Annotated in this window: 12 protein-coding genes and 1 tRNA gene; 7 read left to right on the top strand and 6 right to left on the bottom strand. The window is 68.3% G+C overall.

Annotated elements, in window-relative coordinates:
* Positions 1–14: 14 nt before the first annotated feature.
* A complete protein-coding gene (otsB, locus tag AC1DB8_RS12320) occupies positions 15–827 on the bottom strand; it encodes a trehalose-phosphatase (RefSeq protein WP_476893178.1) in 813 nt (270 codons plus the stop codon).
* Positions 817–2,268, bottom strand: coding sequence for an alpha,alpha-trehalose-phosphate synthase (UDP-forming) (locus AC1DB8_RS12315; RefSeq protein WP_476893196.1), 1,452 nt, complete (start codon positions 2,266–2,268; stop codon positions 817–819). Before AC1DB8_RS12315 ends, otsB begins: the two co-directional genes overlap by 11 nt.
* A 270-nt stretch (positions 2,269–2,538) precedes the next feature.
* Between AC1DB8_RS12315 and AC1DB8_RS12310 the strand changes: the two genes are divergently transcribed.
* Together AC1DB8_RS12310 and AC1DB8_RS12305 are read left to right on the top strand one after the other, a co-directional pair.
* Complete coding sequence (locus tag AC1DB8_RS12310; protein WP_441418196.1) at positions 2,539–3,429, top strand: DsbA family protein; 891 nt, start codon at positions 2,539–2,541, stop codon at positions 3,427–3,429.
* A gap of 149 nt (positions 3,430–3,578) precedes the next feature.
* A tRNA-Thr gene (locus AC1DB8_RS12305) sits at positions 3,579–3,655 on the top strand.
* Between the two features lie 343 nt (positions 3,656–3,998).
* On the opposite strand, the gene AC1DB8_RS12300 is transcribed toward AC1DB8_RS12305, so the two are convergent.
* From AC1DB8_RS12300 to AC1DB8_RS12285, 4 genes are all read right to left on the bottom strand, one after another.
* Complete coding sequence (locus AC1DB8_RS12300) at positions 3,999–4,541, bottom strand: hypothetical protein (protein WP_476893177.1); 543 nt, start codon at positions 4,539–4,541, stop codon at positions 3,999–4,001.
* Positions 4,542–4,660: 119 nt separating this feature from the next.
* Positions 4,661–7,513: an FAD-binding and (Fe-S)-binding domain-containing protein gene (locus AC1DB8_RS12295; protein WP_476893176.1), complete on the bottom strand. Its 2,853-nt coding sequence runs from the start codon at positions 7,511–7,513 to the stop codon at positions 4,661–4,663.
* 16 nt (positions 7,514–7,529) lie between these two features.
* Positions 7,530–8,282: a FadR/GntR family transcriptional regulator gene (locus AC1DB8_RS12290; protein WP_476893175.1), complete on the bottom strand. Its 753-nt coding sequence runs from the start codon at positions 8,280–8,282 to the stop codon at positions 7,530–7,532.
* Positions 8,283–8,354: 72 nt separating this feature from the next.
* Positions 8,355–10,100 carry an L-lactate permease gene (locus tag AC1DB8_RS12285; RefSeq protein WP_476893174.1) on the bottom strand — a complete coding sequence of 582 codons (1,746 nt, stop codon included), beginning with the start codon at positions 10,098–10,100 and terminating at the stop codon, positions 8,355–8,357.
* A gap of 188 nt (positions 10,101–10,288) precedes the next feature.
* Here AC1DB8_RS12285 and AC1DB8_RS12280 point away from each other — a divergent pair, with 188 nt between their 5' ends.
* The 5 genes from AC1DB8_RS12280 to AC1DB8_RS12260 all read left to right on the top strand — a co-directional run bounded on the left by AC1DB8_RS12280 (position 10,289) and on the right by AC1DB8_RS12260 (position 14,215).
* Positions 10,289–11,092 (top strand): (Fe-S)-binding protein, encoded by an 804-nt coding sequence (locus AC1DB8_RS12280; RefSeq protein WP_476893173.1) that lies wholly within the window; start codon positions 10,289–10,291, stop codon positions 11,090–11,092.
* A complete protein-coding gene (locus AC1DB8_RS12275; protein ID WP_476893172.1) occupies positions 11,089–12,639 on the top strand; it encodes a LutB/LldF family L-lactate oxidation iron-sulfur protein in 1,551 nt (516 codons plus the stop codon). Before AC1DB8_RS12280 ends, AC1DB8_RS12275 begins: the two co-directional genes overlap by 4 nt.
* Positions 12,636–13,271, top strand: coding sequence for a LutC/YkgG family protein (locus tag AC1DB8_RS12270; protein WP_476893171.1), 636 nt, complete (start codon positions 12,636–12,638; stop codon positions 13,269–13,271). Before AC1DB8_RS12275 ends, AC1DB8_RS12270 begins: the two co-directional genes overlap by 4 nt.
* A gap of 40 nt (positions 13,272–13,311) precedes the next feature.
* Positions 13,312–13,602 (top strand): hypothetical protein, encoded by a 291-nt coding sequence (locus tag AC1DB8_RS12265; RefSeq protein ID WP_476893170.1) that lies wholly within the window; start codon positions 13,312–13,314, stop codon positions 13,600–13,602.
* A 112-nt stretch (positions 13,603–13,714) separates the two neighbouring features.
* Positions 13,715–14,215: a GyrI-like domain-containing protein gene (locus AC1DB8_RS12260; RefSeq protein WP_476893169.1), complete on the top strand. Its 501-nt coding sequence runs from the start codon at positions 13,715–13,717 to the stop codon at positions 14,213–14,215.
* The last annotated feature ends 5 nt before the right edge of the window (positions 14,216–14,220 follow it).

Genomic DNA, 14,220 nt, shown 5'->3' with positions numbered 1-14,220 from the left:
GTAGCGGCGACTGCCTAGGCGCCGACGGCCTTTCGCCGTTCCCGCAGCAGCGCTTCCAGAAACTCGGAGACATGCACAGGCGCCTCCACCCGGAACTCAGCCTGGGTGAAGTCCAATCCGACCTTGACGCCCAGGTCCCCGCGGATGAGGCTGCCCAGGGCGTCCTCGTCCGTGGTGTCATCGCCGGCGAAGACGACTGCGGTGGCCCCGGTGGCCTGGCGGAGGAATGAGATCCCCTCGCCTTTGGAGGCGTGCACGACGGCGGTTTCCAGCACACGGTTTCCAGTCTTGAGGAAGACTCCCGCGCGGTCCTGCAGGGCGGCCTTGGCGGCCGCCACGGCATCCTCGGCGACGTCGTCGGCGGCCAGGCGGGTATGCAGCACGACGCCGGCGGGCTTGTCTTCGAGCAGGGTGCCGGGCGCGACGTCCACGATCTCGGCCAGGATCCGCCGCACGTCCGCGAGCAGTTCCCGCTGCGCGTCGTCGAGCTGGAGTTCGGTGGAACCGGGGCCCATCCAGACTTCCGCGCCGTGGCTGCCGATCAGCAGGGTGTTCTCCGGCGGCGAGGCGACCGCCCGCAGGCTGTCCAGGGCCCGGCCGGAGATGAGCGCCGTCGTCGTCCGCGGCAGCTCCGCGAGGGCGGCGAAGGCGGCGGCCGAGCGGGGCAGTGCCCGGGCGTCCCCCGCATGGTCCACCAGCGGGGCCATGGTGCCGTCGAAGTCCATGGCCACCAACAGCTGTTCCGTGCCGGCGACGCGGTGCACGGCCGCCAGCAGTTCGGGGGAGAGGGAGAGGCTGGTCCGGGCTGGGTTGGGCTCAGGAGTCATCGCGGACCACCTTTTCCTTGAGCGCGCTGAGGAAGTCCGCGGACCAGAGGTCGACGTCGTGGGTGAGGATCTGCTTGCGCATCGCGCGCATCCGGCGAGCGGCCTCGGCGGGCTGCATGTTGACCGCCTTCATGATGGTGTCCTTGAGGCCGTCGATGTCGTGCGGGTTCATCAGGAGCGCCTGTTTGAGCTGGTCCGCGGCGCCGGCGAATTCGCTGAGCACCAGGGCGCCGTCGTTGTTGGTCCGGGCCGTGACGTATTCCTTGGCGACCAGGTTCATGCCGTCGCGCAGGGCGGTGACGAGCATGACGTCGGCGGCCAGGTACAGGGCCACCATTTCCTCGATCGGGTAGCTGTGGTGCAGGTACCGGACGGCGGTGTTCTGCATCGTGTCGTAGGTGCCGTTGATGTGGCCGACGGTGCCTTCCACTTCTTCGCGCAGCAGTCGGTACTGTTCGACGCGTTCGCGGCTGGGGCTGGCAACCTGGATCAGGGAGGCGTCCTCCACCGTGACCTTTCCGTCCTGCAGGAGTTCCTCGTAGGCCTTGAGCCGGTGCCGGATGCCCTTGGTGTAGTCCAGTCGGTCGACGCCCAGCAGGATGGTCTTGGGGTTGCCGAGGTCGCGGCGGATCTGCTTGGCGCGCTCGATGATCTCCGGCTTCCGCGCCAGTTCACTGATCTGCTTCACGTCGATGGAGATCGGGAAGGCCTGCGCGCGGGCAATGTGCGTGGTTTCGCCGTCGGCGCCCTTCACGTGGACCTGCTGCTGTTTGACGCTGGCCCCGAGGAAGCGGCGGGCGGAGCGCATGAAGTTCCCGGCGTCGCTGCTGCGCTGGAAGCCCACCAGGTCCGCGCCCAGGAGCCCGTCGATGATTGCGCGGCGCCACGGCAGCTGCGCGAAAATCTCCGGCGGCGGGAACGGGATGTGGTTGAAGAAGCCGATCTTGAGGTCCGGGCGCGCCTCGCGGAGCATCTTGGGGACCAGCTGCAGCTGATAGTCCTGCACCCAGACAGTGGCGCCCATGGCGGCATGGCGGACGACGGCGTCGGCGAACCGTTTGTTGACCTTGCGGTACGAGTCCCACCAGGCGCGGTGGAACTCGGGAGGGGCGATCACGTCGTGGTAGAGCGGCCAGAGCGTGGCGTTGGAGAAGCCCTCATAGAAGAGCTCGATATCCCGCGTGCTGAGCTGGACCGGGATGAGGTCGATGCCGCCGTGGCTGAACGGCTCGAGGTGCTCGTCGGGGGCGCCGTGCCAGCCCACCCAGGCGCCGTCGGTCTTGGTCATCATCGGCGCCAGCGCGGTCACCAGGCCGCCGGGGGAACGGCGCCAGCCGTCCTCGCAGCCGGGCTCATCCGGGGAGCACCGGTCGACCGGCATGCGGTTGGACACCACCATGAAATCGAAGGTGGCGCCTGGCTCCGACGCGTTGGCGTGCATTTCGGTGGCGGGCTCGGTGTGTTGCCCCCCGTCGGCTGTCTGTGCAGTCTCCTGCTCGGCGCGCTGCTCAACGCTCTCGGTTGCTTGCATTGGTGCCCCCTGGGGTCGCTTGTGGCTCTCATCCACCCTAGCCGGGCGGAATCTTCTGTGCTATTCGTCCGTTGGGCACACGGAAGGAAACTTGAAAGCGCAAGCTCCTCAGGTTTCTCACCTAAAATGATGAAGTTGCCACCCAGTGGACCATCCCAGGCCGATCGACACGAGGAACCAATGAGCGCCGCAAACGAACCCCGTCAGTCCAAAGCGGAGCGCACCGCCGCGGCCCGCGAGAAAGCCCGTGAGATCCGCGAGGCGCAGCTGAAGAAGGAAAAGCGCAACAAGCTGCTCATCGGCTGGGGCATCGTGGCCGCCGTCGTCGCCATCATCGTGATTGTGGCCCTGGTGGTCACCTCGAACATCAAGAACAACGCCCCGGTAGCCGACTCCGGCCCGACGCCGGCCAACGGCAACGTCCACGGCGGCGTCACCCTGCTGGCCAACACCGCAGTGGCGAAGACCGAACCGGCCACCGTCAATGTCGCGGATCTGCCCTCGCCCGCCGCGACGCCTCCCGCCGACATCAAGGCACCCGGCGCCGAGGCCGAGGCCGGCAAACCGGTCAAGGTGGTCCTCTACATCGACTTCATCTGCCCGGTTTGCAAGAACTTCGAGGCGCAGTACAACCCCACCCTCACCAAGCTGCGCAACGAGGGCAAGATTACGGTCGAGTACCGTCCGCTGGGCTTCCTGGACAGCCGCTCCAGCACCAATTACTCCTCGCGGGCCGCCAATGCCGCGGCCTGCGTCGTGAACGAATCCCCGGAAAAGTACTCGGACTTCGTTGACGCCCTGTTCGCCAAGCAGCCGGCCGAGGGCACTGCGGGCCTCTCCGACGCGGAGCTCAAGACGATGGCGACCGACGTCGGGGCCAAGAGCATCGACAAGTGCGTGGATGACAAGACGTACCGCCCGTACGTGAAGTACACCACCCAGGAGGCGGCGGCCATCGGTGTCACGGGTACGCCGACGGTCTTCGTCGAGGGCAAGCAGTGGGGCAAGGGCGCCAGCGCGCAGACCCCGTTCGAGCAGTTCCTGCAGGCCGCGGTGGACGCCAAGAAGTAACCGCCGCACGAAACAGCAGCCCGGCCCCGGATCCGTCCGGGGCCGGGCTGTCTCGTTTCCGGCATTTTTCTCCGGCGGGGGTCCGTGGGCTACCCTTATCTAGCAGTCAGCGTCGGGCCGGAATTTCGGTCAGGCGACGACGGCGGATTGCCTCCTTAGCTCAGTTGGCCAGAGCACCGCTCTTGTAAAGCGGGGGTCGTCGGTTCGAATCCGACAGGGGGCCCCACGAACCCCTCCATTCCGGCGATTTTGCCGGGATGGAGGGGTTTTTTGTGCGCTTGGAGCCTGCCTGCGCCGCCGTTTCGACGGTTCCCTGCGCACTCGATGCTTCTCAACGTCGAGTGCGCAGGGAACCGTCGAAACGGGTCCCTGGGGAAGGCCGGGTTGACTTGCCAGGGCTGCTGACCGAGCAGGCAAGCCTCAGGGAGGGGGTGCCCCGGAGCCGCCGCCACTGCTTCGCCGCCGGAGCAGCCGCACTGCCCACGCGACAAGCAACGTCACGCCCTGCACCACAACGGCTGCAGCCACCAGGAGTAGCAGGAAGACCGTGATGTTCCAGCCCTCGAGTCTCATGGAGCGGTGATCCTGATCCCGGCAACCGACCCGGTCCAGGCGCCGTCCGGGTGGACGCGGGTGAGCTGGGCGCCGACGGGCCCTTCCGCCAGCTGAACTACCTGCGCCTGGGTCCGTGAGCAGTCAACCTCGAATACCGTATGCTCGGTTCCGCTGTCCGTGTCCTGGGAGAGGTAGATCTGGGCATGCGGAATGCCGACGCAGGCCATGGTGACAGTATGCTGACCGGCCGCCGGGACGGCCGCAGCCTTGCTGAACCCCACTCCCGGACCGTCGGCGGGGCCCGAGTCGGCCAGGATCACAGACCCGAAAGCCTTCGCTAAGCGCCGCTCCAGTTCCGCGTAGTTGCGCGCCTCCACCGCCAGGACATCGGGATCCGTCGTCGCAGTGCTGGGCGCCGCCGCGTGGCTTTGGCTAGCCGTGCGTTGCGGATCGCCTGGATCCTCGTAAGTGCAGCCGCCCAGGCCCGCGGCCAGCAGCAGGCTGATGGTGAATGCCGCAATGGAGCGGACTGCCTTCGTTCCCCCAAAACCAGACATGCGCCGAGTCTACGGCCCCATTCCGCCACTTCGACGGTTCCCTGCGGATTCGACGCCTTGAAACGTCGAATTTGCACGGAACCGTCGAACCGGCCACTCACCCGCTCCTCACCCGCCCCTCACCCCTCCGGACGGGTGGCCTCTTCCAGGATTTCCAGCAGGTGCCGGTAGGAGTGGCCGGTGGCTTTGGACATGCCCAGTTCGCAGGTGCGGTTCGTTGAGGCGTAGGCGTCGAATTCGCGTTCGTTGATTTCCCGGGCCTGCTTGTCCGTGGCGGAGTCGGTCAGTTCCGGGTGCAGCAGGCCGCGGTCGCCGGCGAAGGCGCAGCAGCCCCAGTTCAGCGGCACAAACACTTCCCCGGTCACGGCCCGGGCGATGTCCATCAGCGCACCGTTGGTCCCAAGCTGGGTGGAAGAACAGGTCGGGTGCAGGGCCATGGATCCCACCGGCGCGGTGACGGTCAGCTGCCCGAGCACGTGCTGGTGCACGAACTCCACCGAGTCCACGAACCGCAGCCCGGCGTACCGTTCCCCGCCCTCGGCCGCGAGCCGCTTCATGGTCTCCAGGCCCTCGGTGCAGGAGGCGGCGTCGCACACCACCGGCAGCCGGCCCTGGCCGCTGGCCTCGTAAAGGCCGTCCAGGACCTTCGCGGACATCGCCGCGTAGCCCTGCGCGAAGCCCTTGGATTTCCACGGGGTGCCGCAGCACAGGCTGCCGATGTCGTCCGGAACGGTCAGCCCCACGCCGGCGCGCTCGCAGAGCTCGAGGAACGCCTGGGCCGAGCCCTTGGCGGGGCCGCCCGCACCGCCCTCAGCGCCACCGGGCTTGTCGGCGGGGCCGAACATGGTGCCGATGCAGGCGGGGAAAAACACGGCGACGCTGTCCGGGTCGCGCCGCGGCCGGCGCCTGGAGCCGCCGCCGGGCAGCACTGCGTCGTAGGCGGGAACGGTCTCCGCGCCAAGCAACGCACGGCCAACGGCGGTCGCTGCCTTGGCCAGCGGCGCGGGCATCGCCTTCGCCACGGTCAGGGCCACGCCGCCGCCGGACGTGACCGCGCCCCAGTGGTCCGCCGCGGCGCTCCAGCCGGCTTCCGCGACGGCGTTCGCGTTTTCCTTCCGCAGCCGCCGGACCAGGTCCCCGGTATTGATCAGCACCGGGCAGGCGGTGACGCACATTCCGTCGGCCGCGCAGGTCTGCACGCCGTCGTACTCGTAGTCCTTGCGCAGCCGGGCGGCCAAGGCGTCGTCGCCGCGCAGTTCCGCGGCGGCCATTTCGCGCCGCAGCACGATGCGCTGACGGGGCGTGAGGGTGATGTCCTTGCTCGGGCAGACCGGTTCGCAGTAGCCGCACTCGACGCAGCGGTCCACCTCTTCCTCCACCGTCGGCGCCACCTTGAGGTTCTGAACGTAGGAAAGCGGCTCCTCCGCGAGCAGCACGCCGGGGTTGAGGAGATTGGCGGGGTCGATCAGCCGTTTGATCTCCTGCATGACTTCATAGAGCTCGTCGCCGTACTGGCGGCGCACGAACGGGGCCATGATGCGCCCGGTGCCGTGCTCGGCCTTGAGTGAGCCGCCGGCGCCGAGGACCAGGTCCACCATGTCGTCGGTAAACGCCTGGTAGCGCAGCAGCTGGGCGGGGTCGTCGAAGCGCTCGTTGAGCATGAAGTGGACGTTGCCGTCCTTCGCGTGGCCAAAGATCACCGAGTCCTCGTAGCGGTGTTCGGCGAAGAGCCGGGTCAGTTCGCCGCAGGTATCCGCCAGGGCCGGAACCGGAACCACGATGTCTTCCAGCAGCGCGTTGGTACCGGAGGGGCGGGCGCCGGCCACCGTCGTGTAGAGGCCCTTGCGCACGTGCCAGAGTGCCGCGCGGTCTTTCGGGTCCGTGGTCAGCGCGAACGGCGAGGCCAGGTCCAGGGACGCGAAGAGCGGCTGCGAGTTGTGACGCTTGCCGGTCAGTTCCGCGGCGTCGGCGCCCTGGTGTTCCACCAGCAGCGCGGTGTGTCCCTCGACCGGGAGCGAACGGATGGCCGCGGGCGCGTCGGCAGCGAGCTGCGCGACCTTCAACGCGGCGGCGTCCATCAGTTCGATGGTCGCCAGGCCGGATGCCACCAGCTCGGGCAGGGCGGCCGTGGCTGCGGCGAGCGTGTTGAAGACCAGCAGCCCGGTGGCGACGGCGGGCTTGACCTCGACGGTGCGGAAGACCGCTTCCGCCACGAAGCCGAGGGTGCCTTCGCTGCCGATCATCAGGTGCATCAGGATGTCGACGGCGCGTTCGTAGTCCAGGAACGAGTTCACCCCGTAGCCCATCGTGTTCTTCATCGAGAACAGCGAGGTGATGGTGCGCACCGACTCCGCGTTTCCGGCCACCCGGCGGCGCAGCCGCAGCAGGCCCTCGTGGAGTTCCGGCTCCAGTTCGCGCAGGCGCGCGTCGGCGTCGGCGTCGGCGGTATCGATGACCGTGCCCGAGGGCAGCACCAAGACCATGGATTCCAGGGTGCGGTAGGTGTTGAACTCCGTGCCACAGGCCATCCCGGAAGAATTGTTGGCGATCACGCCGCCCACGGTGCAGGCGATTTCGCTCGCCGGATCGGGTCCGAGTTTGCGGCCGAACGCGGCCAGCCGGGCGTTGACACTGCGGATGGTGGCGCCGGGCTGGACGCGGACGCGGGCGCCGCCGTCGAGGACCTCGATGCCGCGGAAATGCTGGCGGGTGTTGATCAGCAGGCTGTCGCTGAGCGCCTGGCCGGAGAGGCTCGTGCCGCCGGAACGGAAAGTGGCGGGCAGGTTGAGCTCGCGGCTGCGGCGCAGCAGCTGCCCGACGTCGTCGGCGTTGCGCGGGGTGGCGACGCCTTGGGGGATCAGCAGGTAGTGGGACGCGTCGTGCGCCATGGCCCGGCGGTCCAGGTCCCGTGTGCTGACCGTGTCGAGGTTCAGCTGGTCGATCAGGGGTGCGGCGGCGGCCGTGGCGGTCATGCGGTGCTCCAAGGTGTTACGGGGTGGGAGGGGATTGCGGCGGGGTGGCTTCCTGCGCCCGAAGGTAGAACCACTCGATGTGTTCGCGCAGCAGGCGGCCCGCAAGCTCGCCCTCGCGCGCCCGGACGGCATCGAAGATGCCGTGGTGCTGGCTCCGTAGCTCGCAGAGGACATCCGGCCAGGACTCCATCGCGTCCATGGCGCCCTTGACGTAGCCGACGATGGAGCCGCTGAGGGAGTCCATCATCGTGGCGACGACGGCGTTCCCGGCGAGCGAGCTCAGCGCGACATGGAACCGCGCATCGAGTTCGTGGAAGGTCGCCCGGTCAATCCCTGGATTGTCCATGGCGTCCAGCAGCGCGGCAGCCTGCTCCAGCTCTTCCTCCGTGCCGCCGCGGGCAGCCCCGGCCTGGGCCGACCAGGTCTCGAGCAGGATGCGGGTCTGCACAATGTCCTCGACGGGCAGCCGGTTGCTGGCCACATGCAGGCGCAGGGCGGAGGACAGGCCCGCGGACGGATCGGAGATAACGATGGCCCCGGAGGTTGGCCCGGAGCCGACGGAGCTGCGCAGCACGCCCATGGCGTCCAGGATCCGGATGGCTTCGCGGACCGAGGCCCGGGAGATCCCGTAGCTTTCCGCCAGGGTCCGCTCGCCCGGAAGGCGGTCGCCGAGCTTGATCTTGCCGGAGCGCAGATCGGCCTCGATGTCCTGCAGGAGCGCGTCATAGGTACGACGGCGGGGGGCTGCTCCTGCTTCGGCGGCTGTCACGGGCTTTTCCTTCCGGGCGGGAGTGCGGGCCGTGGCGCGGCCCGCACTCTTGAGTTCGTGGGGGGCTGGCGGCTAAGGCAGCATCCAGCCCAGGACGGGGGTGGACTGCAGGAAGGCAAGGGTGCACAGGACCAGCAGGAGAGCCACGCTCCACCCGACCACCTTACGCAGGATCACCGACTCCTGGCCGTCAAGGTTGACGGCTGTCGCCGCGATGGCGAGGTTTTGCGGACTGATCAGCTTGCCCACGACGCCGCCGGAGGTGTTGGCGGCCACCAGCAGGTTCGGATCGATGCCGGCCTTCAGGCCCGCCGTCTGCTGCAGCTTGGCGAACAGCGCGTTGGCGGAGGTGTCCGAGCCGGTCACGGCGGTGCCCAGCCAGCCGAGCACGGGCGAGAGGAAGGCGAAGAAGCTGCCGGTGCCGGCCAGCCAGGTTCCGATCGAGACCGTCTGGCCGGAGTTGTTCATGACGTACGCCAGGGCGAGCACCGTGATGATGGTCAGCCCTGCCCAGCGCATCTTGAAGATGGTCCGTCCGATCTCCCGGACCGCGTCGCCGACCGAAAGGCGGAAGCGGCCGCCGTCGTCGTACTTGGAGTAAACCAGCGCCACCAGCAGCCCGGTGATCAGCAGCAGCGTGCCCGGGCTGGACAGCCACTGGAAGGTGTACACGGTGGAGGAGACCGGCTTGCCCTCGGCGTTGACCAGGGCGTCGTGCAGGATCGGCCAGGGAATCTTGATGTCCGTGGCGGCGAGGAACGCGGGCAGGTCGACCCCGAGCTTCCAGAGCTTGGCGATGCCGAACACGACGATCACGAGGAAGTACGGAAAGAGGGCCAGCCACGTGCGCGTCGGGGTAAGGCCGCCGTCCGTGGCCTTTTCGGCGGTCACGACGCCGGCCTTGCCGGCATCCTGCGAGCCGCTGCTCCGGGCGGCGGTGCCGCGGGCAACAGCGTCGGCGGCAACGCCAAGGCGCTCGCGGGCGGCCGCGCTGCCCTTCGGCTTCCACATCCGGAAGAACACCACGGCGGCGCCGAGGCCGACCAGCGAGGCCAGGATGTCGGTGAGTTCGTAGGAGAAGAAGTTGGAGCACAGGAACTGGGCGACGGCGAAGGAGCCGCCGACCACCAGCGCGGCGGGCCAGCAGTCCTTCAGACCGCGGCGGCCGTCGATGATGAAGAGCAGGATCAGCGGCACGAAGGTGGCCAGCAGGGGAGCCTGGCGGCCCACGATGGAGGCGATGTCGGTCGCGTGCAGGCCGGTCAGTCCGGCGGCGGTCGTAATCGGGATGGCCATCGCGCCGAACGCGACCGGTGCGGTGTTTGCCACCAGCACGGCGGCGGCAGCACGCAGCGGCGGGAGACCCAGGGCCAGCAGCATGGTGGCGGTGATCGCCACCGGGGCGCCGAAGCCGGCGAGGGCCTCAAGCAGGCCGCCGAAGCAGAAGGCCACCAGAACGGCCTGCAGGCGCACGTCGCCGCCGCCGATCACGTCGAAGACGCGGCGCAGGTCCTCGAACCGGCCGCTGAGGACGGTCACCTGGTAAAGCCAGACGGCCATAACGACGATCCAGAGCACCGGGAAGGCGCCGAAGACCCCGCCCTGGGTGGCCGAAAGGATCGCCAGGCCGGCCGGCATGTGGAAGGCGGCGATGCCGACCACGAGGGCGGCCAGCAGGGCGAAGGCACCGGCCACGTGGGCCTTGGTCTTCACAACGGCCAGCAGGATGAAGAAGGTGAGCAGCGGCAGTAAGCCAACGATGGCCGACCAGGCCACGCTGTTCAGCACCGGGTCGGTGGTGGGGGTGAAGTGGTCCACGGAAGTTCCTCTGCGTTGAGAGACGACGAGTTCTTTGGTCAGACCACTGTGGTCGGACCATGAGAGTGTAGCGCAGATCTCATTCGGCGTGTGAGGGGGTTCACTTCCCCGTTCTGGTTGGGAGTGGCGGGCATCACGTGCTTTACTATGGTCAGACCACACACGTCGGCGCTGCTCGAAAGGCTGTCATGAGAATCGCTTTGTTCGCCACCTGCATCGTCGATGCGATGTATCCGCGCACCGCGCAGGCCACCGTGAGCATCCTGGAACGGCTGGGGCACGAGGTCGTGTTCCCGTCCGGCCAGGCCTGCTGCGGGCAGATGCACGTCAACAGCGGCTACCTCCAGGAAGCCGTCCCGGTCGTCGCCAACCACGTGCGCGCCTTCGACACCGGGGACTACGACGTCGCCGTCGCGCCGTCCGGGTCGTGCGTCGCCTCGGTCAAGCACCAGCACCCGATGGTGGCCCGCTCCTGCGGCGACAGCGCGCTGGAAGCCAGGGCTGCCGCCGTCGGCGCCAGGACCTACGAGCTCTCCGAGCTGCTGGTGGACGTGCTGGGCGTGACCGACGCCGGCGCCCAGCTGGGCTCCTACTTCCCGCACCGGGTCACCTACCACCCCAGCTGCCACGGCATGCGCCTGCTCCGCCTCGGCGACCGCCAGGCCCGGCTGCTGCGCAGCGTCCAGGGAATCGAGCTGGCCGAGCTGCCCGAAGCCGACCAGTGCTGCGGCTTCGGCGGCACCTTCTCGATGAAGAACGCCGACGTGTCCTCGGCCATGCTCGAGGACAAGACCGCCAACGTCCGCTCCACCGGCGCCGAGCTGTGCACGGGCGGGGACGCCTCCTGCCTGATGCACATCGGCGGCGGCCTGTCCCGGCAGGGCAGCGACGTGACCACCCTGCACCTGGCCGAAATCCTCGCCAGCACCGCGGAAGCGCCGGCGTCCGTCACCGGCGAGGTACGCGTTTCCACCGGAAAGGCAACACGATGAGCACCTTCCTGGGCATGCCCTCCCTTCCCGTCTTCGGCACGGGTAACCTGCATGCCGCCGAATCGTTCCCGACGGCGGCGCACCGCGAGCTGGGCAACGCCCAGCTGCGCGCCAACCTCGGCCACGCCACCCACACCATTCGCGACAAGCGTCTCCAGGTCGTCTCCGAACTGCCCGACTGGGAACAGCTGCGCGACGCCGGATCCGCCATCAAGGAATCCGTGATGGCCCGGCTCCCCGAACTCCTCGAACAGTTCGAGCAGCATTTCACCGCCCGGGGCGGAGTCATCCACTGGGCGCGCGACGCCGACGAGGCTAACGAAATCGTCGCGGGACTGATCCGGGACACCGGCGAAACAGAAGTGGTCAAGGTCAAGTCCATGGCCACCCAGGAGATCGGGCTCAACGAATACCTCGAACAGCAGGGGATCACGGCGTTCGAAACGGACCTGGCCGAGCTGATCGTGCAGCTGGACCACGACAAGCCCAGCCACATCCTGGTCCCCGCCATCCACAAGAACCGCACCGAAATCCGCGACATCTTCCTGCGCGAAATGCCCGGCGCGGACCCGGAGCTGACCGATAACCCCGCGGTGCTGGCCATGGCGGCCCGTGCGCACCTGCGCCGCAAGTTCCTCACGGCCAAGGTGGCCGTGTCCGGGGCCAACTTCGCGCTCGCCGATTCCGGCACCCTGGCCGTCGTTGAATCCGAGGGCAACGGCCGGATGTGCCTGACGCTGCCGGAGACCCTGATCACCGTGATGGGCGTGGAAAAACTGCTGCCGAGCTGGCAGGACCTCGAGGTGTTCATGCAGCTGCTCCCGCGCTCCTCCACCGGGGAACGGATGAACCCCTACACCTCGTTGTGGACCGGTGTCACCGAGGGGGACGGGCCGCAAAACGTGCACCTGGTGCTGCTCGACAACGGACGCAGCGCCGCGCTCGCGGACGAGCTTGGCCGCTCCGCACTGCACTGCATCCGTTGCAGCGCGTGCATGAACGTCTGCCCGGTGTACGAGCGGACCGGCGGCCACGCCTACGGCTCCACCTACCCCGGTCCGATCGGCGCCATCCTTTCCCCGCTGCTGACCGGCATCGAGTCGGAGGAAAACAGCTCCCTGCCCTACGCTTCCTCACTGTGCGGCGCCTGCTACGACGCCTGCCCGGTGAAGATCAACATTCCGGACATCCTGGTGCACCTGCGCAGCGTGGACGTGGACAGCAAGCGCGGAAAGAAGAAGCTGCCCAGCCAGATGGACGTCGGCATGAAGGCCGCATCCTGGGCGCTGTCCTCGGGGAAGCGGCTCGGGCTGCTCGAAAAGGGCCTTCCCGTGGGCCGCCTGGTGGCCGGTCCGGACAAAAAGATCACCAAGCTGCCCGGCATCGCCGCCGGCTGGACCCAAAGCCGCGACATCCCGGCGCCGCCGCAGAGATCCTTCCGCGACTGGTGGGCCAAGGAACACCACGGCCCGGAATCCGGCGGCACCCCCGCGGATACCCACAACAACGCCCAGGACAACGCCCAGGACAAGGAAGACGGAGCATGAGCGCGCGCGAAGATATCCTCGGCCGGATCCGTTCCGCGCTGCGGGACGCACCCCTAGCACCGCAGATTCCGCGGGAATACCGCGCATCATCCGAGCTGGACCAGGATGCGCTGATCCATCTGCTGGTGGACCGTTTGGTCGACTATAAAGCCCGGGTCTGCGTGGTGGACGCGGCCGAGGTGCCCGTGCGGATCGCCGAACTGCTCGCGGACGCCCGCAGCTACGTCGTGCCGGCGGGGCTCGACGCCGGCTGGACCGCCGGCATCGGCTCCGCCCGGGGCGGCGATCGCCGCCGCGTGGATTCCGTCTCTGAGCCGCTGACCGTTGCCGAGCTGGACGCCACCGACGCCGTCGTGACTGCCAGCGCCGTCGCCGTCGCCGAAACTGGGACGATCATCCTGGACGGGAGTCCCAACCAGGGCCGCCGCGCCATCAGCCTCGTCCCGGACCACCACATCTGCGTCGTGAACGCCGCCGACATCGCCGGCATCCTCCCCGAGGCGCTGCGGCGGATCGACGGCACCCGGCCGCTCACCATGATCAGTGGACCGAGCGCCACCAGCGACATCGAACTTGAACGCGTCGAAGGGGTCCACGGTCCGCGCACCCTCGACGTGATCATCGCGCGGTAGTCGCGGCGGTCCTGACCAACGCCGCAGGAAGGAAGCGTCCGTGGCCTATTACTGCCATCACGTCTGGCACGACCTGGTCGGCCTCGTCGTGGAGGTCCGCAGGGAAGGCGCGGTGGTCCGCGAAGGACTCGTCGACGCCGCCATGGCGGATTCCTCCGCCCTCTGGATCGCCGCCGACGGATTCCAGGACCGGGTACTGATCGAAGCCGCAGAGGGCTATGAGGTGTGGCTTGAACCCCGTCGGCTGGACGGCAAGTCCGCTTATCGGCTGGCTCAGAGCTGGCGGGCTCCCCGGAGGCCCGGAATGGCATCTTCCTTGGTGGGGAAGTAGCCGAAGAGGACCTGCCGGGGCTGCCCTCGAATCCACTTTCTGCCAAACGCGACGACCGCCGGCGGGACGTTCGGCCCTTGACCGTCCCAAGGTCGCGGCGAAGTGTAGGCCTATGACTGATTCACATCCGGAACTGACGCCGGACATCAAGTCCACCGACCTCGAGGAAAAGCCGACGGCGGTGCTGCGCGAGACCGTGCCCATGAATGCGCTGCGCGAATTCTTCGACCGCGCCTACCGTTCCGTGATGACGGCCGTGCAGCAGCAAAACGTCCAGCTGGCCGGGCCGCCGTTTGCCCTGTATCGCGGCATGCCCACGGACGTCGTCGACGTCGAGGCAGGCTTTCCGCTGGCCGCGCCGTATCCGGGCGGGGGAGCCCAAGCGGAAGAATCCGGCGTGACGGCGGGCACGCTGCCTGCCGGGCGGGCGCTCGAGGCGATGCACGTGGGGCCATACGAGACCTTGCCGGAGACCTACAATGCCGTGATGGCCAGGATGCAGGCGGAAGGCCTCACTCCGGGCGACGCCATGTGGGAGTACTACCTCAGCGACCCCGCCACGGAACCGGATCCGGCGGTTTGGAAAACCCTCATCGTCTGGCCGGTGGCCTGAGCCTG

The organism is Arthrobacter sp. 10N410, assembly GCF_056394945.1.
The sequence above is the reverse complement of the archived record's forward strand: the minus strand, read 5'-3'. Positions and strand labels throughout refer to the sequence as shown.